15 protein-coding genes are annotated in these 24,239 nt (G+C 61.3%); 7 read left to right on the top strand and 8 right to left on the bottom strand.

Going from position 1 to position 24,239, the window contains the following annotated elements; genetic code table 11:
* The first annotated feature begins 248 nt into the window (after positions 1–248).
* Positions 249–1,022, top strand: a complete 774-nt coding sequence (locus tag AB8E48_RS03275; RefSeq protein ID WP_005506196.1) for a slipin family protein — start codon at positions 249–251, stop codon at positions 1,020–1,022.
* 252 nt (positions 1,023–1,274) lie between these two features.
* Positions 1,275–1,985 (top strand): YoaK family protein, encoded by a 711-nt coding sequence (locus tag AB8E48_RS03270; RefSeq protein ID WP_368885747.1) that lies wholly within the window; start codon positions 1,275–1,277, stop codon positions 1,983–1,985.
* A gap of 461 nt (positions 1,986–2,446) precedes the next feature.
* On the opposite strand, the gene AB8E48_RS03265 is transcribed toward AB8E48_RS03270, so the two are convergent.
* The 3 genes from AB8E48_RS03265 to AB8E48_RS03255 form a co-directional block, all read right to left on the bottom strand.
* Positions 2,447–4,195: a bifunctional hydroxymethylpyrimidine kinase/phosphomethylpyrimidine kinase gene (locus tag AB8E48_RS03265; RefSeq protein WP_368885746.1), complete on the bottom strand. Its 1,749-nt coding sequence runs from the start codon at positions 4,193–4,195 to the stop codon at positions 2,447–2,449.
* Between the two features lie 380 nt (positions 4,196–4,575).
* The gene (locus tag AB8E48_RS03260) at positions 4,576–6,324 is read right to left on the bottom strand and encodes an ABC transporter ATP-binding protein (protein WP_368885745.1); all 1,749 of its coding nucleotides are present in this window, start codon (positions 6,322–6,324) and stop codon (positions 4,576–4,578) included.
* Between the two features lies 1 nt (position 6,325).
* Positions 6,326–8,236: an ABC transporter transmembrane domain-containing protein gene (locus AB8E48_RS03255; protein WP_368885744.1), complete on the bottom strand. Its 1,911-nt coding sequence runs from the start codon at positions 8,234–8,236 to the stop codon at positions 6,326–6,328.
* A gap of 446 nt (positions 8,237–8,682) precedes the next feature.
* Here AB8E48_RS03255 and AB8E48_RS03250 point away from each other — a divergent pair, with 446 nt between their 5' ends.
* Entirely contained in the window at positions 8,683–11,283 is a 2,601-nt protein-coding gene (locus AB8E48_RS03250) for a DEAD/DEAH box helicase (protein WP_368885743.1), read from the top strand.
* An 80-nt stretch (positions 11,284–11,363) separates the two neighbouring features.
* The gene (locus AB8E48_RS03245) at positions 11,364–12,815 is read left to right on the top strand and encodes an alpha/beta fold hydrolase (protein ID WP_439958497.1); all 1,452 of its coding nucleotides are present in this window, start codon (positions 11,364–11,366) and stop codon (positions 12,813–12,815) included.
* Positions 12,816–12,943: 128 nt separating this feature from the next.
* Here AB8E48_RS03245 and AB8E48_RS03240 read toward each other — a convergent pair whose 3' ends face one another.
* The 3 genes from AB8E48_RS03240 to uvrB form a co-directional block, all read right to left on the bottom strand.
* On the bottom strand, positions 12,944–14,146 hold the full coding sequence (locus AB8E48_RS03240; RefSeq protein WP_368885741.1) for a TerC family protein: 1,203 nt from the start codon (positions 14,144–14,146) through the stop codon (positions 12,944–12,946).
* 355 nt (positions 14,147–14,501) lie between these two features.
* Positions 14,502–15,281, bottom strand: a complete 780-nt coding sequence (locus AB8E48_RS03235) for an ornithinee aminotransferase (RefSeq protein ID WP_368885740.1) — start codon at positions 15,279–15,281, stop codon at positions 14,502–14,504.
* A gap of 152 nt (positions 15,282–15,433) precedes the next feature.
* Positions 15,434–17,602 carry an excinuclease ABC subunit UvrB gene (uvrB, locus tag AB8E48_RS03230; protein WP_368885739.1) on the bottom strand — a complete coding sequence of 723 codons (2,169 nt, stop codon included), beginning with the start codon at positions 17,600–17,602 and terminating at the stop codon, positions 15,434–15,436.
* Positions 17,603–18,056: 454 nt separating this feature from the next.
* Here uvrB and AB8E48_RS03225 point away from each other — a divergent pair, with 454 nt between their 5' ends.
* From AB8E48_RS03225 to AB8E48_RS03215, 3 genes are all read left to right on the top strand, one after another.
* Complete coding sequence (locus tag AB8E48_RS03225) at positions 18,057–19,199, top strand: FecCD family ABC transporter permease (protein ID WP_083321742.1); 1,143 nt, start codon at positions 18,057–18,059, stop codon at positions 19,197–19,199.
* A complete protein-coding gene (locus tag AB8E48_RS03220; protein ID WP_368885738.1) occupies positions 19,199–20,155 on the top strand; it encodes an ABC transporter ATP-binding protein in 957 nt (318 codons plus the stop codon). Before AB8E48_RS03225 ends, AB8E48_RS03220 begins: the two co-directional genes overlap by 1 nt.
* A 163-nt stretch (positions 20,156–20,318) precedes the next feature.
* Positions 20,319–21,461, top strand: coding sequence for an ABC transporter substrate-binding protein (locus tag AB8E48_RS03215; protein ID WP_368885737.1), 1,143 nt, complete (start codon positions 20,319–20,321; stop codon positions 21,459–21,461).
* A gap of 254 nt (positions 21,462–21,715) precedes the next feature.
* On the opposite strand, the gene AB8E48_RS03210 is transcribed toward AB8E48_RS03215, so the two are convergent.
* Both AB8E48_RS03210 and AB8E48_RS03205 read right to left on the bottom strand, forming a co-directional pair.
* Entirely contained in the window at positions 21,716–23,032 is a 1,317-nt protein-coding gene (locus AB8E48_RS03210) for a 2-oxoglutarate dehydrogenase (protein ID WP_368885736.1), read from the bottom strand.
* Positions 23,033–23,528: 496 nt separating this feature from the next.
* Entirely contained in the window at positions 23,529–24,215 is a 687-nt protein-coding gene (locus tag AB8E48_RS03205; RefSeq protein ID WP_368885735.1) for a YigZ family protein, read from the bottom strand.
* Positions 24,216–24,239 lie beyond the last annotated feature (24 nt).

The raw sequence follows: 24,239 nt of genomic DNA, 5'->3' as shown, positions 1-24,239 counted from the left end.
GGCTGGTCCCGTCTGTTAGCTTCGGCGGCTACCCCGTGTGGAATTCTCTTTTATTCCTCTTGTGAGGTTTTCCATGCGGGGTACCGCCGAGGCGCCGACCCGCCGCGACGTGCGCCGGGACGGAAAATTCCCCTCCCTAAACTCCCCCACACAGCCCGATACCGGGCACCCCCTACTACCTGCACCGTACGAGGCGCGGGCAGGTGGGCACACATACCGTCCTCCCCCAATATTTGTGAAGGAAAACCATGGATCCCGTCACTCTGGCAACTATCCTCATCCCAGTTGCCGTCATTGTTCTTTTTATTCTGATTCGTATGTTCCGCGTCATCCCCGAATACGAGCGTGGCATCTCCTTCCGCTTCGGCCACCTGCGTTCGGAGCTGAAGCCCGGCCTGAACGTCGTCTTCCCCCTCGTCGACTCCCTGCAGCGCGTTGATATGCGTGTCATCACCCTGACCATTCCCCCGCAGGAAGTCATCACCAAGGACAACGTTCCCGCCCGCGTGAACGCCGTGGTCCTCTTCCGCGTGACCAACGCCAAGAACGCCGTGCTCGAGGTCGAGAACTACCCGATCGCTACCAGCCAGATTGCGCAGACCACCCTGCGTTCCCTGCTGGGTCGCGTTGACCTGGACACCCTGCTCGCACACCGCGAAGACCTGAACGAAGACCTGCGCTCCATCATCGGCTCCCGCACCGAGCCGTGGGGTATTCAGGTGGAGCTCGTCGAAATCAAGGACGTTGAGATTCCCGAGGCTATGCAGCGCGCCATGGCACGCGAGGCTGAGGCTGAGCGTGAGCGCCGCGCAAAGATCATTTCGGCACGCGGTGAGCTCGAGGCTTCGAGCGAGCTGAAGGAAGCATCCGACATTCTGAGCCAGTCCCCCGCCTCCCTGCAGCTGCGTTACCTGCAGACCCTGCTGGAGCTGGGTGCCGACCAGAACTCGACCGTGGTCTTCCCGCTGCCCATGGACGTGATTGGTCCGCTCGTGGGTGCACTCAAGGGCGAGAGCAAGTAAGCTACTCTCCCCGAGCTAAAAACCGAATAGTATGCAGGCCCCGAGCAGACACCTGCTCGGGGCCTTCGCTTTAACAGGGGTTACCCGGCGGGGTGCTTATCCTCTCCGGTACCCTGCTGACTTATGCCGTAGCATGGAACCAGCGGCATTACTGCTACGCACAGACCCACCCACCGTGAGAGAAGGCGCATGCTACACCACCTCCGCGAGATGCTACACCGCATCCCAGCACCTCGACGCTACGGGCGCGTCATGGCTCTGCTCCTCGCCTCCCTGGGCGGCGCAGTGGACGTCTTCTCGCACATCCACTATGAAGCGCTCGTTGCCACGCAGACCGGTAACTTTATTCTGCTCATCGCCGATCTGCACCGTGACGCACCGCATGTGGTGCACCTGCGCTGGCTCTCCGTTATTCTTTTCAGCTTCGGGTATCTGGCAGGGCATTTCATTCATGATCTACTCGGTCAACGTGCCCGGATGAGACACTGGCGCATCGGCACACTCCTGCCGTTCCTTCTGGTCTGCTTCGCGGTACCCTTCATGGATAGAACTCTGAGCAATAGCTTTCAGGTGGGCGCGCTGGCGTTCACCGTCGGTCTGATGATTCACGCCCTCGCGGATACACGCATTGGCGAAAACCCCTTTTCGCTCTTCATGACCAGCGGCAACTGGCGCAAAATGCTCAGTGCCTGGTACGCCGCCGGTTCGCTGTACCTCACGCGGAAAACCCCCGACGGAGTCACAAAAAATGAGGCGAAGGCGCAGCGCCGCACGGCCCTGCTCAAAGCCATCGATTACTCTCTCGTAGTCATCTCTTTCATAGCTGGCGTGATTCTCATGGCGCTTGTCACCCGATGGTTTGGCGTATTTTCCATCTGGCTGGCCGCAGTGATTGCCGGTACGGCGTTCTGCTTCGGCTACCAGGCTGAAAAGAAAGAGGTTCGTAAGGACCAGGGCGCATAAGATTTACCCGATCTGTGGCTATAGATGGCGGCAGAACAGAAAACAGCAGAGCAGAAAACAGAACAGCAAAATATCCCGTGCAGATGAGAGTATCTGCACGGGATATTTCTATGCTGAATGTTCTTTGTGAAAGCTAGAAGGAAGGCGTTTGGCCCGCCGCGGGGGTTGGATGAGGTGGTTGCGACGGGCCAAACTGGTCGGTTACACGCCGTAGAGGTGCGGGCGCGGCAGGTACATCAGCCAGTTGGGTGAGGGCCGGAATCCTGCCGCTAACGGTTTTCACCGACGCCTTAAGCATAACCGGCACAACACCCGAACCGGCGGCAGTTTGAGTGAAGCATCAATCACCCCTCTCACGCCATGCCGGGGCGGTATTCAGCCTAAAAATTGGCACCTAAAGCACCGGCGAACCGAACCCCGCGCGAGCCCTAACCTCAACTCCTCAACGGAGCGCAAGTTAGCTAGCGCAGTGCCCGGTGAGCCTGGTCGAAGAACTCACGCTCATACACGCACGCCGACAGGTACGCCCGCGCCGCACGCACACGCTGAGCCGGTGAAGCCGCCTCAAAAGCACGCTCAACCTCCGCGAGGCTACGCGCCACCTCCGCGGCGAATTCTTCGCCACCGTACAGGCTCAGCCACTCCGCATACGGGTGGTCCGGGTGGTTCTGTGAGGAGAGCACGGCACCGACTTCTTCGTAGAGCCAGTAGCAGGGCAGAATCGCGGCGGCACCGACCACGTAATCATCACCGGCGGCGGAGGCACGCAGGAAGTTCGTGTACCCCATGGTGATGGGCGAAGGCCCACCCAGGCGTGCACGGTTCGCCAACCAGCCCTCGTGCAGCTGCGATTCGGCGGCAATCGCCTCGTGCGCGCCAGCCGCCCAGTGCACCTGCGCCTCAGCGGTATCAGCACGCGCCGAGAGAGTCGCGAGCGCACGCGAATAGTCACGCAGGTAGAGAGCATCCTGGTCCAGGTAGAAGGAGAACAGGTCCTCATCGAGGGTGCCGTCACCGAGGGCACGCACGAAAGGCAGGTCCAGGATCTGGCGCCAGGTTTCGCCACCCGCAGCCCAGAGAGCGGCGGTCCAGGGACCGGCGGGCTTGACGACGGCTTCACCGGCGGGCACGGGACTGACCGGCAGCAGACGCTCAGGGCTGGTGCCGTCCAGGGCGTTGCCTTCAGAGTCGGTGATGGCGAGCAGGTGATGCCACGGGTAGGCGGAGGCGGCAGCCTCCATGCGGCGGGCGCGGGCGGCATGATCCACGGGGCCGTGACCCTCACCAGAACCGACCTGCAAACCGGCGCCCGCGGCAATGGACTCGTGGAGCCAGCGGGTGCTCCACTGCAGGGCGCGGTGGGTGTCTTCCCTGGTCAGAGTGTTCCTCTGGTCTGCGGCAGGCTCTGCGGCCTCCGCATGCTGCAGCAGCTCCACGCCCAGGCGGGTTGCCAGCGAAGAGGACAGGGAGCATCCGGTGCCGTGCGTATTGCGGCTCTCCAGACGCGGGGTGCGCACGTGCGCGCAGGTGCCGTCCGGGAAGACCGCAGTGTTACCGGCGTCCTGACCGCACAAGTGGCCGCCCTTCACAATCACGGTGGTTCCGGTCGCCGCCGCAAGGTTCGCCGCCTGCTCGTGCGCCTCATCAAAGGTCTGGGCGGGTTCCTTCTCGCAGAGTACGGCAAGCTCCGGAATGTTCGGGGTAATCACATCCACGAGCGGCACCAGGTCGCGTAGCGCCTGCTCCGCTTCCGCCTGTAGCAGACGGTCACCGCTGGATGCAATCATGACCGGGTCGAGCACGACCACGGGCACAGGGTGCTCGCTCAACCAGGTGCGGACGGTACGGATCGTGTCTGCGTCGCCGAGCATGCCGATTTTCACGGCGTCTACCGTGACGTCATCAAAAACGGCGGCAAGTTGCGCGGTCAAAAATTCCAGGGGCGGGGTGAATACTTCGCGGACCCCGCACGTGTTTTGGGCGACCAGCGAAGTGGTCACGCACATGCCGTAACCGCCGGATGCGGTAATGGACTTGAGGTCCGCCTGGATGCCCGCACCGCCGGAGGGGTCGGTACCCGCAATGGAGAGGACCCTCGGCACCCGAGCTGTCTGAGGTGCCCGGGGGTTTCCGGGAGCGCTCGCGCCGGGTACAGGGTTAGAGGGGGTGGTGGATGCGCACGTGGGCGCGCTAGGCTGCTCTGCCTTCATCGATAATCCCTTCGCTAGTTCGAACTAGAGCAGGTTCAATGGGTGATTCTCTCAGCCTTGAGTGTTCGTACGCTGTTTCGCGCGCCTACCGTTCTGTGCCCCCGCTGTTTTGGTTGCCCGTCTTTGGGCGGGTCAGCGGGTTGGGAGCAGGCGTCTCAAGGCACCCCATATCGCTCTGCCAGGTTATCACAACGATTCTCAGTAGCTGAAAGTTTTGCGGGTGACAAGTGAATCTCTCCGAAATTTTCGTTTGACTAAGCCTCTTTTTCAGCGCGCATTCCCCCGCTCAACACCACCCCCTATCCGCCTCTTAAACGAGTAGTGCCCGGCACCGCTTCACACGGTGCCGGGCACTATCTGCCGGGAATACATGTTGCCGGTTAGGTCAGGGCGAAAATCTCCGCCGGTGAACCCTCCGCAATAATCCTACCCTCGTGCAGCAGGACCGCACGGTCAGCCAGGGAGGCGATACGCGCATCGTGCGAAATGATCAGCACCGCACGGTTCGCCAGCACGGCGCTCAGGGACTCGGTTGCGTCCGCGAGCTCCAGCTGGGTGGTGGACTCGTCCAGAATCACGGCGTGCGGGTCAGCAAGCACAATACGTGCCAGCGCCAGCTGCTGAATCTGGTCGCGGGTCAGCGGCGAATCCGCACCGCTCACGACGGTATCCATGCCCTGCGGCAGGTCGCGCCACCAGCGGGCACCGATAGCGTCCAGTGCCTCGCGCATCTGCTCGACGGTTGCATCCGGCACGACCACAGTAAAGTTATCGGCGAGGGTGCCGAAGAAGACGTGCGCTTCCTGGGTGCAGACCAGCAGGCGCGGGCGGCCATCGGCGGCGGCATCGGTCGGGAAGTAGCCGTGACCGACGGGGCGACCCATCACGGTGATGGTGCCTTCCAGGGCGGTCAGCGAACCACCAATCAGACGCGCCAGGGTGGTCTTACCCGAACCGGAACGACCCACCAGGGCGAGCGCCTCACCGCGGCGAATCTTCAGGTTGATACCTTCCAGAACGAGGGCGTCCGGCGAGTAGCCGTAGGAGACGTCGGTGCAGTCAATGGCGTACTCCGGGTTCTTCACGGCTTCATCAGATACGGCGGCGAACGCTTCGGCACGGTGCTGTGCACGCGCCTCACGCTGCTTCTTCGCCAGGGAGACCACACCGAACACGCGGCCCATATTCACCAGCATGATGCGCAGGCTGCTGACGTGGTGGTTCAGCATGTCGGCGAGGGTTCGCAGGCTGAAAACCATGACCGAGGCGGTCGCTACGGCGCCCCAGCTTGCCCAGCCGAGAGCCACGCAGGCGGCGCCCCAGAGCATGCACAGAATCGTGGGGATCCAGGCGTTGATAGCGTCCACGGTGAAGTACAGCTGGCGGATGCGCACCATGCCCAGCTGCGCGGCGAACTGGCGCTTGTTCTCACCGGCGAAGGCGTCTTCGCGGGCGGTATGAACGCCCAGCTCACGGATCGTGGAGGTGCCGCGAATGTTCTCGGTCAGCACACTGTTGAGGTCACTCACGCGCTCCTGGGCGGTCTGGTTGCGTGCCGCCATGAGCGGCAGCATCTTCGACATGATGAGGGCAAGACCGGCAATCATGGGTAGCATGATCAGACCCATTGCCGGGCTCACGAACGCCAGGGAGATGGTGGAGATAATGAAGTACAGCACCACGTAAATCGCGCCGAGCAGGTCCTCACTGACGGACTTCGCCGCCGAGGAGAGGTCGTCGGTCACGCGGGTGAGCAGGTCGCCACTACCGGCTTCTTCCACGGTGCGTGCATCCAGGTCGAGGGTGCCGTCAAGGGTATCCTGGTTGGCGTCACGGGTGACGAGCGCACCCAGTCGCGCCGCACTGTACGAGGAGACCATGAGGGTTATCGCCTGCACGATGAATGCCGCCAGGATAATCAGAATCGGCTGCCACGGGTAGCTGGAGAACTTGCCCGCCACCACGTCGTCCACGGTGGCACCAATCTGCAGGGGCACCACCGCACCCATGAGGGTGCTGACCATGTAGATGACGAAGGTGTAGAGGGCTCGCCCCTTATGCGCCGCGAGGTAGTTCCACATGCGGCGTGCTACGTAGGCGGGGCTTTCGATGGGGAGCTGCTTTGCCATGCTAGTTCACCTCCTGATTCTGAGTGGTTTCGGTCTGAACAGTTTCAGACTGAGCGGTTTCCGGGTAGCCGTCGCGTTCCATGCGGCGGGTCGTCTCCGCGGTCGTGGAGATAACGTAGACCTGCTCCAAATCCTGCAGCAGGCCGGGGTAGCCGACGGGCAGGCGGTCGCTACCGATCTGGGTTTCCATCGCATCGTAGATGTAGCGCTGGCTGGGTTCGTCCACGGAGTTCAGCGGCTCGGTCAGGATAAGCACCTGCGCGTCCTGTGCGAGTGCGCGGGCGAGCGCCAGACGCTGACGCTGACCGCCGGAGAGGTTCGCGCCTTCACTGGTGATGCGGGCGGCGAAGTAGTCTTCGGGGTTGCGTCCGCCCAGTCGGTAGGCGATTTCGCGGGAGTCGGTAATCTTCAGCAGCTCCTCATCCTTTGCCTGTGCCAGTTCCTCGTCGGGGTTCGGCACGGTGCCCAGGCGCAGGTGCTCCTGCAGGGTTCCGGCGAAAATCATGGGGTTGGGCTCGCTCAGCAGCACGCGGCGGCCGGTTGCGTCCTTGAGGTCCTCTCCCCCACGTCGCAGGGTGCGGGCGAGCGCCTCGGCGTAGTCCTGCGCGGTGAGGTTGTAGTCGCGCGGGTTGACGTACACGATGCGCGGGTTGCTGGCACCGACAGGGGCGACGGGTACGGGCACCTCAAGGGTGCTTGCCTCGACTGCCTGCTCGGCGCGTGCCAGCTGCGCCATTTCTTCGTCGGTACGCGGGCTCTTCAACACGCCCTGGCGTACGCCCGCGTGACCCTCGAGGCGCGCGACCTTGGCGAGCGCAATCTTGGCGTAACGCCAGGAGGTGAGGAAGTTCTGGGTAATCCAGATGGGGCCGCCCATCATCGCAATAATGGAGGCGACGGTCACCAGGGACGCGGCGGGGGTGTCGGAGACCCAGCGGCCGTTTTCGACGTGGCCGGTGAGGGCGAAGCCGATGCCGAACAGGGTCACGGCGCCACCGAGCAGCGCGCGGATGAGGAACATCCAGCGGTGCGTCTTTTCGTAGCGCATGTAGCTGTCGAAGACTTCGTCGGTGCCGCGGTGGTAGCGTTCACGCATCTGCTCTTCGGCGCCGAGGCCGGCGATGGTGCGCAGACCGGTGGCGATGTCGGAGGCGCGTGAGGAGGCTTCGCCGTCCTTTTCGCGGTATTCGCCGATCTTGGATTCGAGGAAGGTCGAGTACCAGGCGATGACGCTGACCACGATAATCGTGCCGATGAGGGTGACAATCGCTGTGACGGGGTTGATCAGCCAGAGCTGCACGGCACCGAGGGTCGCGATAATCATGGCGTTGACGAATAGCGGCAACGAGAAGTAGACGTCCGTAATGCGGCGTACGTCTTTGTTCATGACGGTGACCGCTTCGCCGGAGTCAACGGTTGTGCGGGTGCGCCCCATGAGTCGGTTGATGTAGATGCGCCAGTCGCGACCGAGTTCCGCACTGAGGGTCATAGAGGTGCCCCAGCCGAAGAACTCGTTGATCACAATGAAGGTGATGGCTGCGACGACCACCCAGAACATGGGCCAGGCATCGGGGGCTTTGCCGGCGATGTGCTGGTTGATGAATTGGCCCACCATGACGGGAATCAGGATTGCGCCGGTACCCGCGGTGGTTTCACCCAGGACGGGGATTGCCCAGCGGTGCCAGGGGTATTTGTATCCGGGGGCGGTGACTCGCAGGGCGAGGCGCTTTTTGAGGGCTTCCTCTTCTGCCTTGCGCTGTTCGCTACCGGTTACTTCCTGTGCAGCTTTTTTCTGCACAGTTTTCTTCTGAGCGGCTTTTTCCTGCGTGGTTTTGTTATGCATGGATTCTTCATGCGTAGCTTCTTCACGCGCGGCGTTTTCTTGTGCCTTGTCAGCGTTGTATTCAGTCATTCAACGTCTCTCCTTTCTCTTACCCTATTCCTTTATCAATGTGGCACGCAACACTATTTATGCAATAGATGGGCGTGTCGTCATTTATGCAACGTATTTTGGGGTGTGTATCAGCCGCTCAACATACACCGACATCAATCGGCGGATTCTGCATCTACGCGGTAATCTATGCGGCATGGAGGCCTACGTTTTCGACCTTCTGAGCACCAGGTTTTTGCACCACTGCACTTTTAGTGCTTTGTTCTACACTACACGAATTTGGGGAATTCCCGCGTTAGCGCGGCACCGCGCCTCCCGAACGCCCTATAAACGCCCCGCGAAGGAACCGCGAACCACCCTGCAAAGATGCAGCGAACACCCCCGCAAACACTCCGCGAGTACCCGTTTGTTCCCTCGTAACGATAACGCCCCCGCGTCCGCGTTATTCCCGATAGACTGGAATCCTCATGAGTATTTTGAATTTTCTTTCTCCCACGCTGGGTGAGAATCCCGGCGACTACAATCGACGCGATTTTAAGAGCAACCCCCTCACCGCCGAAGAAATCTATGAGGCGTTCACCGAGTGGATTTCGACCCGCGGTATGACCCTGTACCCCGCCCAGGACGAGGCCGTTCTGAGCATTGCCGCCGGCCACAACGTGGTGCTGGCAACCCCGACCGGTTCCGGTAAGTCCACTGTGGCTGTTGCCGCGCATTTTACGGGCCTGGCGACCGGTCAGCGCTCCTACTACACCGCCCCCATTAAGGCGTTGGTGTCTGAGAAGTTCTTTGACCTGATCAATATTTTTGGTGCCGAGAACGTGGGCATGATTACCGGCGACTCCGCCATTAATACGGAGGCGCCCATTATCTGCTGCACCGCGGAGATTCTCGCTAATATTGCCCTGCGCGAGGGTAAGGATGCGGACCTCTGCCAGGTCATTATGGACGAGTTCCACTTCTACTCTGACCCGCAGCGCGGCTGGGCGTGGCAGCTTCCCCTGCTGGAGCTTCCGCAGGCGCAGTTCCTGCTGATGAGCGCGACCCTGGGCGATACGACTCGTTTCCAGGAGGAGATGACGGCGCTGACCGGTCGTGAGAGTGACCTGGTGGCGCATTCTGAGCGCCCTATTCCGCTGCATTTCTACTACTCCACCACCCCGGTTCAGGAGACGGTGCAGGAGCTCGTGCAGACCAAGCAGACTCCGGTCTACATTGTGCACTTCTCGCAGAAGGCGGCGCTGGAGCAGGCGAATGCGCTGCTGTCGGTGGCTATTGCTTCGAAGGAAGATAAGGAACGCATCGCGGAGCTGATCGCGAAGTTCCGTTTCGGTCCGGGCTTCGGTAAGGCGCTGAATAAGCTGGTGCGTGCCGGTATCGGTATTCACCATGCGGGCATGCTGCCCAAGTACCGCCGCCTCGTGGAGCAGCTGGCTCAGGAGGGGCTGCTCAAGGTGATTTGCGGTACCGACACCCTGGGTGTGGGCATTAACGTGCCCATCCGTACCGTGCTGATTACGGCGCTGTCGAAGTTTGACGGTGCCCGTAGCCGCCGTCTGCGTGCCCGCGAGTTCCACCAGATTGCTGGACGCGCAGGCCGCGCCGGTTTTGATACCGCCGGCACCGTGGTGGTTCAGGCACCCGAGCACGATATTGAGAACGCTCGCCTGCTGGCTAAGGCTCAGGCGAAGTTCGGTGACGACACCAAGCGCATTAACCAGTCGCTGTCCTCCAAGCGCAAGAAGGCGCCGGAAGGGTTCGTTGGCTGGTCCGAGAAGACCTTCGAGCAGCTGGTAGAAGCAGCCCCGGAGCCGCTGACCTCCTCCTTCGACATCACCCACTCGATGCTGCTGAACCTGATGCACCGCCCGGAGAACCCGGTCATTGCCGCGTACCGCATCATTCAGGAGAACCACGAGAGCCCCGCGCGCCGCCGCGAGCTGCTGCGCAAGGCAATCGGCATCTACAAGGAACTGCTGACCGGCGGCGTGATTGAGCGAACCAACACCCCGGACGAGCACGGCTCCTACCTGCGCCTGACCGAGGACTTGCAGGATAACTTTGCCCTCAACCAGCCGCTGTCCGCTTTTGCGGTCGCCGCGCTGGAACTGCTCGACCCCGAATCCCCCAGCTACGCGCTGGACGCGCTCTCCCTCATTGAGGCGACCCTGGAATCGCCGAACCAGGTGCTGTACGCGCAGGAACGCAAGGCAAAGAACGAGCTGTCGGCACAGCTCAAGGCGGACGGTGTGGACTACACCGAACGCATGAACGAGCTGGACAAGGTCACCTACCCGCAGCCCCTAGCCGAGCTCATTGATCAGGCGTACACGACCTACAAGCAGTCGGCCCCGTGGGTGGCTCGTTTTGAGCCGCGCCCCAAGTCGATTGTGCGTGACATGTACGAACGCGCAATGGGCTTCAACGACTTCGTGCAGTACTACTCGCTCGAACGCGCCGAGGGCGTGCTTCTGCGCTACCTTTCCGACGCGTACAAGGCGCTGCGCCACACCATCCCCGACACCGCCGTGACCGACGAGCTGGACGACATCATCGAGTGGCTCGGCGAGCTGGTACGCCAGACCGACTCCTCCCTGGTGGACGAATGGGAGAAACTGGCAGCCGGCGAAGACACCGCCACCATTGCCGCCGAGCACGCCTCCATCGAGGAGGAAGAGCCTCCCGCCGTGACGAAGAACCTGCGCGCCTTCCGCGTGATGGTCCGTAACGCGCTCTTCCGCCGCGTGGAGCTCTTCGCTGATGAGCGTGACCGCGCCCTGGGTGCCCTGGACGAGTGGTGCGGCTGGGATGCCGACCGCTGGGCGGACGCCATGGACGACTACTTCGACGTCTACGACGATATCTACACGGACGCCGACGCGCGCTCGCCTCGCCTGGTCAGTATGGACGAGGACACCGCCGCGCACCCGGGTGTGTGGAAGGTTCAGCAGAGCTTTGCCGACCCCGAAGATAACTTTGACTTCGGTATTCGTGCCGAGGTTGACCTGGCGGCATCCGATGAGGCGGGCTACCCGGTGCTGAGGATTCTGAGCGTGGGCGAGTTCTAAGACTCCGCCTAAGACTTCACCCGGGCTCTGCCACGATGTTGCCCATAGTGGGCTAGAATACAGAGTATCTATCTATTTGAATGAAAGAAGGTTCACCGTTGACCGTTTCTTCGCTTCCCAAGGTTGAGTACCGCAAGGGTTCGGTCGTCAAGCACGACGGCTACGAGATTACCGACCACTGGTTCCAGGTTCCCCTGACCCACGGTCTGATTTTCTCCAAGGGCAAGGATGCCGCTCTCTCCTCCCGTTTCGCGGACCAGACCATCACCGTGTTCGCCCGCGAGGTTGTGAACACCAGCGAGACCCTGACCGTTTCGGCTGATAAGCGTCCCTACATTGTGTACCTGCAGGGTGGCCCCGGTTTCGGTTCGCCGAAGACCGGTTCCATTGGCGGCTGGATTGCTGAGCTGGCGAAGACTCACCGCGTGATTCTGCTGGATCAGCGCGGCACCGGTCTGTCTTCCCCGCTGTCTGCTCGCACCATCACCGCTGTGGGTGACGCGCAGGTTCAGGCTGAGTACACTGAGCTGTTCCGTGCGGACTCCATCATCGCTGACGCGGAGGCTATCCGCGAGGTGCTGCTGGCTGACCGTGCCGACAAGCGTTGGTCCACCATTGGTCAGTCCTTCGGTGGCTTCCTGACTCTGTCCTACCTGTCGTTCGCGCCTCAGTCGCTGCGTGACTGCCGCATCACCGCGGGTCTGGCACCGATTCGTACCTCCGTGGACAACGTCTACCAGCACACCTTCGACCGCATGAAGGAACGTGTTGAGGAGTACTACAGCTGGTTCCCCGAGGACGCTGAGCTCGCTACCCGCATCGCTGAGCACCTGCGCACCCACAAGGAGTACCTGCCCACCGGTGAGCGTCTGACCGACCACCGCTTCCAGATGGCTGGTCACTTCCTGGGTGGCCGCTGGCGCGAGCGCGGCCTGCACTACTTCCTGGAGAACGCTTTCGCTGAGGGTAACGACCACCTCTCCGATCAGTTCCTGACCGCTATGGGTGCCGAGGTGACCTTCCAGGCGAACCCGCTGTACGCCCTGATGCACGAGACCATTTACGCTGACGGCCCCTCCGACGGCGTTCTGCCCGGCATCCCCGGCTACGAGCTGTCCCCCTCCCCCGCACCGACCAACTGGTCTGCTGCTCGCGTGGCGGCTTCCCGCCCCGAGTTCGCACCGGATGCGGACCGTCTGCTCTTCACCGGCGAGCACATCTTCCCCTGGTACTACGAGGAAGATCCCTCGCTGCGTCCGCTGGCTGAGCTTGCTAACCTGCTGGCTGAGAAGAAGGACTGGGGTCGCCTGTACGACCACGCACAGCTGCACAAGAACGAGGTTCCCGTGGTGGCTGCGGCGTACAACCCGGACGTGTACGTGGACTTTGAGCACTCCATGGAGACCGCCCGCTGGGTTGGTAACACCCACGTGTGGACCTCGAAGACCCACCACCACGACGGTTTCGGTTCTGACTCGCTGACCATTCTGGGTCACCTGAAGAACATGCTGGCTGAGGTTCACAACCAGTAATTCTTCTGAAATATCTTTGATATAGCTAAAGCCCCTCACCCCGGTTGATCCGGCGTGAGGGGCTTTAGTGTTGCGCTTGAGCTGACTAACTCAGGCTCTTGCGCTCAGTGCTACTTATGCGTTCAGCGCTACTTGGAGGAAGAGTGCGCATCCTGCGCAGTGCGGGCACGCACCACGAGGGCGTGGTACTCGTCTTCCTTCTCAATCAGCTCGTCACGCAGCTTCTGCGGAATGGCGTTGAGCTTCTCGGTTTCCTTCTGCCAGCGGGCGGTGATGTCCGCACGCTCGGCGGCGGGTGCATCCTCGGGCAGTGCCAGGTACTTCTCGGAGAGCGCCTGCACACGCTGGATGGTCTGCAGTGCGCGACCCTTGGGGCTGAGCAGCGAGGCGAGCACGGTAATGACCAGGACGCCCACGATGACCAGCAGCGACATTTCGGTGGTAATCTCAACCACGTGCACGGATTCGCCGTGGTTGATGAACGGCAGGTTGTTCTCGTGCATTGCGTGCAGGATGAGCTTCACACCAATGAACGCGAGGATAGTCGCCAGGCCGTAGGAGAGGTAGACGAGGCGGTCCAGCAGGCCGTCAATGAGGAAGTACAGCTGGCGCAGACCCATGAGGGAGAACGCGGTCGCGGTGAACACGATGTAGACGGACTGGGTGAGGCCGAAGATTGCGGGGATCGAGTCGAGTGCGAAGAGCAGGTCGGAGCCCGCGATAGCGACCATGACGAGCATCATGGGGGTCATGACGCGCTTACCGTTTTCGATGGTGAAGAGCTTGTCGCCGTCGAAGTGGTCGCTGGTCTTCAGGTACTTCTTGGCGAGGCGGACCATGATGTTGTCGGCTTCGTCGTCGCCGTCGCCTTCGGTGAGTTCGTCCTTGAGCAGGTTACCTGCAGTCATGAGCAGGACCAGGCCGAAGATGTAGAACACCCAGGCGAAGGAGTTGATAATCGCTGCGCCGGCGAAGATGAAGGTGCCGCGCGCCAGGATCGCGAAGACGATACCGAAGAGCAGGACCTTCTGCTGATTCTCACGGGCAACACGGAAGGTGCCCATAATGATCATGAAGACGAAGAGGTTATCAACCGAGAGAGCTTCTTCGGTGATGTAGCCTGCGTAGAATTCGGTGGCGGCGGTCGGGCCGTTCGTCACAAAAATGTACAGGCCAAACAACAGCGCGATGCCGATGTAAATACTCGACCAAATGGCCGCTTCCTTAACGGTGGGTTCGTGCGCCTTACGGACGTGGAACACGAAATCGAAGGCCAACAGACCCGCGATGATGAGAATAGTAACCAACCATTGCAACCCGGTAACTTCCATGGGGAGCCTTTCTTGTGGTGTGCGTACAGGACCACAAGTCTCTCCCGCCGACCTGAATGGAGGTCGGCTCGATTCACCGGTTAGACGCCTTCGGCTAACGTGCTGACGATGAGTCGATTGGTGGGATACTCCCTTGCTCGGTGAACGATTATACAGCAGGTTGAGGTTTTCGCACAGGAGCCCCTCCCGGAGGGTTCTTCAAGAGCAGCGGGCACGAGAACGCCACGTTGCCGGCCAGCACCGGGCAGACCAACACCGGGCAGACCAACACCGGGCCGCAAGCCCGCATAGAAGTAGCCCTCCCCGTGAACCATGCACGGGGAGGGCTACTTCTTTATTCAGTTAAGACAGCTGTTTAGGAGACCATATTGAAGGTCGGCGGGGTGAACGCAATCGCGTTCACCTGCTTGCTCGTATCAAGCTTGCCGTTCTCATGAATCGTCGGGACGGTAATAACCACCTCGAACTGGTACATGCCTTCCATGAGCGTATTGCCACGCAACGCAAAACGCGCGGAGATGCCGGTCGCCTTATCATTCACGCTCGACGCGAAGGGAATGACCTGGCCCTGAACGGTCTGAGTCTTGCCGTTACGGGTCATGACGGTTGCCACGCCGGTCGGGTCAGTCGTGAAGACCTGACGGTCAATGATTTTACCCTCGGGCGAGAAGAGGTAAATGTCCATGGACGGGTGCAGGTGCGTGGTGCCGGTCGTCGCCTCCAGCGCGGAGACGTTGTAGGTCATCACGAACTCACCGCAGTTCAGGTTGAGGTCGCCCTCGGGGCCGTGAGTCGCCTCGTACACGGACATGAGGCGAATCGTTGCGGGGTTCGGGGAGGTGGCATTCTCCATGGACCACCACGCCTGACCGGTCTCCGGGGCAGTCACGGGCTTGTTCTTAGTGCGCGACTGCAGGGCGCCACTGGCGGGGTTGGTAATCATCCAGCCGCCGACCTGGGTAAAGTCCGGGCCCTTGACAGCCTTGCAGTCATCAGCCGAAGCAGCGAAGGCGGGCACCGCCGTGGAGGCGGCAATAGCGGGCACAGCCCACAGCGCGCCGCGGGTGAGGTTGCGGCGGGTAACGGAACGAGCTCCCGTAGTGCGTGCGTCTGAAGAGTTATTCGAAATGGTCACAGATTTTTCTTTATCGTTCGGAAGCATCAAGGTTTTATTTGACACGTAAAACACCTTGATAGTGTACAGCATGTATCTGCACTCAGTAGAAGTTCATGAACAATGAGTTACCTCATGGCGAAAAACCCAAGTCGAACCCCTAAACACAGGGTTTAGGCGTGACCCGCCTCCTTCATCAGGCGCAGCTCCTTCTTCAAATCGGCAAGCTCATCACGCAGACGCGCCGCCAACTCAAACTGCAGGTTCTCCGCCGCCACGCGCATCTGCTCGTTCATCTGCTCAATCAAATCCAGCAGGTCCTCGGCGGGTGCCGCCGCCAGGCCGTCGGCGCGAACGCGCGCCTCCGCACGGGCGAGAAGCTCCTCCGACTCCGGGGTGCTCGTGGCAATCTTCGACGAGGTCGCAGAACCGGTCTTCGCACCCGCGCTCACCGTGCGGGCACCCTTCTTACCGCTCTTACGCTGCTGCAGAAGCTCGCGGGTGTCCTCTTCCTCGCGGGCGAGCACATCCGTAATATCGGCAATCTTCTTACGGAGCGGCTGCGGGTCAATGCCGTGCTCACGGTTGTACGCCTGCTGAATCTCGCGGCGGCGGTTTGTCTCATCAATCGCCACGCGCATCGAGTCCGTAATCTTATCGGCGTACATGTGCACCTGACCGGACACGTTACGCGCCGCGCGGCCAATGGTCTGAATCAGCGAGGTGGTCGAACGCAGGAAGCCTTCCTTATCGGCATCCAAAATCGCAACCAAGGAAACCTCGGGCAGGTCCAGGCCCTCACGCAGCAGGTTAATACCGACCAGCACGTCGAAGGTGCCCAGGCGCAGCTCGCGCAGAAGCTCCACGCGGCGCAGCGTATCCACGTCAGAGTGCAGGTACTGCACCTTCACGCCGTGCTGCAGCAGGTACTCGGTCAAATCCTCCGCCATGCGCTTGGTGAGGGTCGTAACCAGCACACGCTCGTCACGCTCCACGCGCACGCGAATCTCCTCGAGCAGGTCATCAATCTGACCCTTGGTCGGCTTGACCACAATCTCCGGGTCGACCAGGCCGGTCGGGCGAATAATCTGCTCCACATAACCATCAGCCTGCGACAGCTCGTACTTGCCCGGGGTTGCCGACAGGTAAATCGTCTGACCGATGCGCTCCAGGAACTCCTCCCACTTCAGCGGGCGGTTATCCATCGCAGAGGGCAGGCGGAAACCATGCTCCACCAGGGTGCGCTTACGAGACATATCACCCTCATACATGGCACCAATCTGCGGGACCGTCACATGCGACTCATCAATAATCAGCAGGAAATCATCCGGGAAATAATCCAGCAGACAGTTCGGGGCGCTACCGGGGGCACGACCGTCAATATGGCGCGAGTAGTTCTCGATGCCATTACAGAAGCCCATCTGCTCCATCATTTCCAGGTCGTAAGTGGTGCGCATACGCAGGCGCTGCGCCTCCAGCAGCTTGCCCTGGGATTCGAGGGTCTGCAGGCGCTCACGCAGCTCATCCTCAATGGAGGTAATAGCCTTCGCCATGCGCTCGGCGCCGGCAACGTAGTGGCTTGCGGGGAAGACGTACATCTCTTCTTCCTCGCGAATCACCTCTCCGGTCAGCGGGTGCAGGGTGTAAATCGCCTCAATCTCATCACCGAAGAACTCAACGCGGATCGCGTTCTCCTCGTACATGGGGATGATTTCGACGGTATCGCCGCGCACACGGAACGTGCCGCGGTGAAAGTCCATGTCATTACGCGCGTACTGCATCGCCACGAACTGGCGCAGCAGCTCGTCGCGGTCAATCTCCTCACCGCAACGCAGAGTCACCATCTGCTCAATGTACTCCTCGGGCGTACCCAGACCGTAAATGCAGGACACGGTCGAAACCACCACCACGTCGCGGCGAGTCAGCAGGGAGTTCGTCGCCGAGTGGCGCAGACGCTCCACCTCCTCATTGATGGAGGAGTCCTTCTCAATGAACGTATCGGTCTGCGGCACGTACGCCTCAGGCTGGTAGTAGTCGTAGTAGGAGACGAAATACTCCACCGCATTATTCGGTAGCAGCTCGCGCAGCTCATTCGCCAGCTGCGCCGCCAGAGTCTTATTCTGCACGAGCACCAGAGTCGGACGCTGCACCGCCTCAATCAGCCAGGCTGCGGTCGCGGACTTACCGGTACCGGTAGCGCCCATCAGCACAATGTCTTTCTCGCCGTTCTGCACGCGCTCGGTGAGCTCGGCGATCGCCTTCGGCTGGTCGCCGGCAGGCTGGAAGGGGCTGACCACTTCAAAGGGGGCAACAACACGGTTGATCTGGGGTGCGTAACTCATGTATCCATCCTAGGGGAAAGCCGCCCCATACGCCCCCGGATTGGTCGCCCTTTTCTGCTGGCGCAATATAATCACGCGCAATAGTCCATCACAACCGGGTCCATCACAACCATCGGCGTAGCTACCCGTGAAAGTGCCCAAGTTCATAAAAGAAAGGACGCAAAAGATAAGGGGTATTCGACTGGTTCATCTGCGCTACCGGGCAGGAGGCGAGCGGGAGCATTTTCCCGCACGATGACGGTGCTCTTAGGAACAGCGCTCTTAGGGGTGGCCGCCCTCCCCCACAGCCACCGCCATTCACGGGCGCCGCACCGCAGAAGATAAGCGGCAACACATAAAGACTTATGACGGGCGCTCCGCACTCACCCCCTTTGCCTCCTTGATGTGGCTCACATATGTTTAGAGCGCATACACGCAGACAGAACGGGACCACAAGAGCGCACGGAAGGACTCCATGAGCACGACCACGGAGACAGCTTCACAGGCAACCCCGAAAGAATCCACAGAAGCAAACCCGGAGGCGAACCCCACCGGCGCACCGGCCGCCACTTTAGTTGCCAAGACTGAGCATCGCCGCAGCCTCTTCGCATCCTCGTACCCGCTGATTCTGCTCATCGCCCTCACCATTCTGTTAGGCGTCACCTACCTCTCACTCATCACCGGCAGGTACCCGCTCGAATTGGACGAGCTCTTCCGCATTCTCGGTAAGAACTGGTTCGGCATGGACCTGAAAGTCTACAAGCCCGCAGAAAACATGTTGCTGACCGTGCGTATTCCGCGTCTGCTCGCCGCCGGGCTCATCGGTGCCGCCCTCGCCATTGCGGGCGCCACCTTCCAGGCGGTCTTCCGAAACCCGTTGGTCTCCCCGTACCTGCTGGGTGTTTCGCAGGGTGCGTCGGTGGGTGCCGCCTCCGCCATTCTACTGGGTGTGGGCACGAGCATCGCCATTCAGGGTTCTGCCCTGGCCGGTGGTCTTGCCGCCGTGCTACTGACCGTGAGCATTCCGCGTCTGCTCAAGAATCAGTCCACGCTCATGCTGGTGCTCTCCGGCGTGATTGTGGGTGGCTTTGGCACCGCCGCGCTGGGTGCGTTGAAGTTCATTGCGAACCCTGAAACTCAGCTGGCACAGATCGTGTTCTGGCAGATGGGTTCCCTGCAGGACGTACGCGCGGAAGCACTCACGCAGTTTGCGCTGGTGGCGGTGCCCTGCATTCTGTTGCTCTTGGCGATGCGTTGGCGCATCAATATCCTCTCGCTCGGTGACGATGAGGCGCGCACCCTCGGCATTAACCTGACCCGCACCCGCGGTATCACCATTCTGCTGGCAACCCTGGTCACCGCGACCAGCGTGTGTATTGGCGGCCCGATTTCTTGGGTTGGCCTGGTCATTCCGCACCTGTGCCGCCTGCTGGTCGGTAGTGACACGACCAAGCTCATGCCGCTGTCCATTCTGATGGGTGCTTCGTTCATGATGTTCGTCGATACCCTGGCACGTAGCCTCACCAGTGCGGAGGTGCCTTTGAGCGTACTGACCGGCTTCATTGGCACACCCCTGTACGTGGCGCTACTGCTGTTTGGAAAGGTTCGGGTGAAGTAATGTCGTCTTCCATTCCCGATGCTCAGCACCGCACGGATGCGAGCGCCGAGGTTCTGCTACACCTGGACGGTGCGGGCTTCCGTTACGGCCACCGGGGCGGGCACATCAAGCGCCGCCGCACGGATCACCGCGCTGGTCTGCACCGTTCCGGGCACCGCTCCAGCCGCTGGATTTTCCGCAACGTGAACCTGCAGGTGCGACGCGGTGAGGTCCTCGCCATTCTGGGTCGCAACGGTGTGGGTAAGTCCACCCTGTTGAACTCCCTGATTGGTTTGCACTCGCTCACCGAGGGCACCGTCCACCTGGGCGGTGAGCCGCTGGATTCTTTGACCGCGACTGAGCGTGCCCGCCGCATCGCGTACCTTCCGCAGATGGAAGGTCACGGCATCTCCTACACCGTGACCGAGTACCTGCTGATGGGTCGCGCACCCTATATCGGGTTGTTCTCTTCGCCCTCGCATCGTGACCGTGAGCAGGTGCACACCGTGATGGAGGAGCTGGGGCTGCTCGACCTGGCGCACTCCCCGCTGGATCAGCTGTCCGGCGGTCAGCGTCAGCAGGTGGGTATTGCCCGAACCCTGGTGCAAGACGCCCCGCTCATCGTTCTGGACGAGCCGACGAGCGCCCTCGATGTGGCGAATCAGGCGAAGGTTCTGCGGAAAATTCGGCAGCTGCGCGATGCCGGGTACGGGGTCATCTTCACGACCCACAACCCGGATCACGCCCTCATGCTGGATGCGACCGTCGCCCTGCTTGGTGCGCGCGATATGCCCGATACCGTGCCAAACGCAACGCCGGAGGTACCTGCAGATGCGCCGGCTCAACTTTTGACGGGCCGCGCCTCCAAGGTGCTCACGAGCGAGGTTCTCTCACGCACCTTCAATACCGGCCTGACGGTGGCCTACTCCCCCGAGCTGGGTCGTTCCAGCGTGCACATGACGAGCCTCGATAGCTGAGACTCCGCAGCGTTTAGTTTTCCGGTGGCGGTTTGGGCAGTACACAAGAGATGCGGTAGAGGTGCCCTTTGTCTTGTGAGAGGCGTGTCCCTAGCACGCCTGCCCCACCCAGGCCGCCGCCGGGTTATTCACCTATCCGTTGTACACCACAGAAAGACACATCATGAAGATTACGAAGTTCCACACCGGCATTGCCCTGACCACTTCCCTGCTGCTGGCTGCCCTGACCGGTTGCGGTGCCGCAAACACCGCTTCCTCCTCGGGTTCGGCTTCGAGCTCGACCTCCGTTTCGGCTTCGAGTAATTCCGCGAAGAAGCACACCAGCTTCTTCGTGAAGGATAACGGCGACGGCACCAAGGTCATTAAGGACATTGACGGCAAGGAGGTCACCGTCCCCACCAACCCGGAGCGCATCGCTGACCTGTGGCACGCAAACAACCAGGTGGTTCTGCTGCTGGGCGGTGCCGAGAAGCTGGTGTCCACCACAACGAACGTGAAGTCCCTGTCCTGGTTCAAGCAGGTGTACCCCGGTATTGAAAAGGTTGATGCGCCGGTGAAGGGCACCGACGTGAACATGGAGCAGCTGCTTGCCGATAAGCCGGAGGTGCTGCTCGCCTCGTCGAAGGATCAGATTTCGAAGGCTGCTGAGGCGGGCATCCCGGCGGTGCACGTGGAGTTCCAGAACTTCGCGGACCTGAAGCGCACCGTTGAGCTGACCGCTGAGGTTATTGGCACCGATGAGGCGATTGAGCGTGCCGAGAAGTACCTGGCGTACCTGGAGAAGAACGAGAACCTCATCAAGGAGCGCCTGAAGGACGTCACCGAGTCCCCGAAGGTTCTGCACATTGCGGGCGGTTCTGACCTGACGAAGGTGGACGGCTCGAACTCCCTAATTGGTGAATGGATGAAGCTTTCGGGTGCGAAGAACTCCCTGGACGGCGTGGAGAACTTGAAGAACATTTCCCTGGAGCAGATTATTGCCTCACAGCCGGAGTACATCATCATTGGCGGCGCGGATGCGCAGAAGGGCGTGGACGCGATTAAGGCGGACGCCGCGTGGGCTGACGTTCCGGCGGTGAAGAACGGCAAAATTATTAAGAACCCGGTCGGCACCTTCAACTGGGACCGCTACTCCGCCGAGGAGGCTCTGCAGATTCTGTGGGCGGCGAAGCTGTTCCATCCCGAGAAGTTCTCCGACGTTGACCTGGTGAAGGAGACCCGCGAGTTCTACTCGACCTTCTACGGCTACAACCTGACCGAGGATGAGGCTCAGCGCATCATCAACGGCCAGGGCCCCGCAAAGTAGTCCCCGTGGCTCGCTAGTTCGCTAGTTTTGTAGCTACCCCCGCCGGTTCTGCTGAGGCTCTTCTACCGAGGCTCTACGTCTGGAGCTCTTGTGGAGCCTCTGGATTCTCAGCGGAGCTGGCGGGGCTCCAAGTTTTTCACTCTTCTTCTCTCTATTCCTGTGTGCACATACCGCCCGGGACCGTGCTCAAGGCATGGTTCCAGGCGGTATTTATTGGTTCGCAGTGTTCGCTACAGCGTTAGTTGGTCGCTGCGTTAGCGCACCTCCACGGTGGCTCCGGCGAGGCTCATCAGCGCCCGGTTCGTCAGCGGAAGGTACCCGTTCAGGGCGCTCAAAATCAGCTGCATGGTGCGCTCTTCATCCTCCACGCTCAGCCCGCGCGGAATACCCACGCCCGGCACGCAGATACGCTGCTTGTACAGGTCAATGACCGCGCACACTGTACGGTTCGGCACGCCCAGCACGGGCAGCATGCCGCGGTGGTTGACGGTGCGCAGGCTCTTACCAACCACGGCGGCGGTGCGGATATCCGGGCGGATACTCCCCTCAAACCGGGAGGCGCCCGCACCGTTCGCAAAAGCCGCCGGGTCGGGGATGCTGTTCGGCACCGTGCTCTTCTCGTTCAGCGCCGCCAGCAGCGGCTCACCCACGGTGGCGGTGACCGCCACGTAGCGCACCTGCCGGTCCATCGCGTTGAGGAAGTCCAGTTCCGCGTACTCCTCCACGCGGTAGTTTTCGACCAGACCGGCTTCACCCGACCCGGTTTCTTCCACGGTTCGGGTGATGACTTCCTCGTCGTAGAAGCTTGCCACGCACACCTGCGGGGCGCCTCGCTCAATGCGGGCACGGCACCGATAGTCGTCGTCGAGTAGCCAGAGGGACAGCTCGTAGCCGTCGGGCACATCGCGCACACCGGTCGCGAGCAGCACCTCGCTGCCGTCCAGGTGGAAGGGTTCCCAGCCTGCCGGTTCGAACGCGTTGAGGGCGCCGTCCAGGGCGGGGTTGCAGGATCCGAGGCTCGGTGCCTGCTCAGCCGGGGTGAATGCCTCGGTGGAGGGCATGGCGACGGTGAGCCCGCGCATCCTGCCGGCGAGGCAGAGCTCAACCGCCATGAGCAGGTGGCCCGCCCCTTCACGGCTGAGTGCGGGGCTCTGCACCAGGTGCGCCACGCCGGAGTTGTCCAGGCTGAGGTGTTCGCCGACTCCGCGGGCGGCGTTGGAGTAGCGGTTGTGCAGGCGCACGAGCTCATCAATGGGCAGGGCACGACCAACGGTGCCGAATGCCTGGGCGATAGCGTGAACATGTTCGGGGAAGACGCGGCAGAGCCTGCCAAGCTGGCGGGCGAATTCTGCCGGACGCTGCGTGAGCACACTCAACAGGGTACCGAGGTTCTGCTGGCGGTAGGCGTTGAGCAACTGGGCAACAGTGGCGGGTTCGAGCTGTTCGACTGCACCCCTCTTAGGGAGGCGCGCTCCCCCACGGTTGAGGGTTGCGGTACCGCCGCGGCTGCCCGCGGACTGCTCCAGTGATTTTTTACCTGCTTGTTCTCGGTAGGTTCCCGACTGCGTCACGTTTTCACGACCTTGCGCTCTTCAGAGCGTTCGTTAGCTGATTCTTCGTAAGGTGACGGGCGGGGCTCAGCGCCTACCGGCAGATGGTTCATGCACACACACCACCGTCTGCCGGCTCGTATAGTACCGGCATACAGCTGTGCCTCGTTCCTTGAGTAACTAGGCTATAGCTTCAAGACGTCAGCATCAGGACCTCAGCGCTGAGATAGTACCCAGTTCTCCGCGCTGAGATGTCAGCGTTGAGCCCTGCCCGTCGGTGCGGGCGTACGCGCTCCCTCGTGGAGGCGCCGGGGCTGGGTTACCGCTGGTAATGAACCCGTTGCCCGTGCCGTGGAGGGGCGTGTGCGTTCCGCAACATTGTTTAGGCTATCAGCTTTAGCAGGCAATTACTAGGGCTAGAGTAACTATTAACTAAGGTTGGACTACCTTTTAGGTTTTGAGACCTTTATGAGAATGATTTAGCCCGGCAATCCAGGTGGCGGTAAGGGGCGGAAACCTAGACCGGCAGATCCACCCACTGCGTATCGCCCCAGGTTACGCTCGCCGCACCGGAACTCAGGCTCACCACCAGCTCCTCGGCACGCTCCAGCTCCTCGGGGCGATCAAACACGCCCAGAGAAATCATGGCACCCTCCGCACCGTACTCGGTACCCAGCACATTCAGACCGGCGGCGCGGATTTCGTTCTCCAGACGGCCAGCGTCCGCATGCGAACTGGGCACCTGACCCACGCGCAGACGCTCACGCGAATCGAACTGAGCCGAGTCCAGGGTCTGCACCACCGCATCCGTGTAGGCGCGCACCAGGCCGCCCGCGCCGAGCTTAATGCCGCCGAAATAGCGCACAACCACGGCAACCACATCCGACAGGTCAGTAGTGCCATCCTCGCGGGTCTGACGCGCCAGCAGCGCCTGCATCATCGGTACACCGGCGGTACCGGCGGGCTCACCATCATCGGAGGAACGCTGAATATCGCGGTCGGCACCAATAATGAACGCCGAGCACACGTGGCGGGCATCGTGGTAGGTCTTGCGCACCGACTCAATGTAGGCGCGCGCCTCCTCGACGGTGCTCACGCGCTTGATGTGGCCAATAAATTCGCTACGCTTAATTTCGAGGAGGCTCTCATAGGGCTCATCGCCGCGCGGCACAAGGTAGCGGTTGGCGCGAGTTTCTTCCTGCATGTGTCCTCCTCTAATCAGTACCTA

The organism is Rothia mucilaginosa (genome assembly GCF_964211445.1).
GTDB lineage: Bacteria > Actinomycetota > Actinomycetes > Actinomycetales > Micrococcaceae > Rothia > Rothia mucilaginosa_E.
Note: the sequence above shows the minus strand (reverse complement) of the source record. Positions and strands in the feature narration are given on the sequence as shown.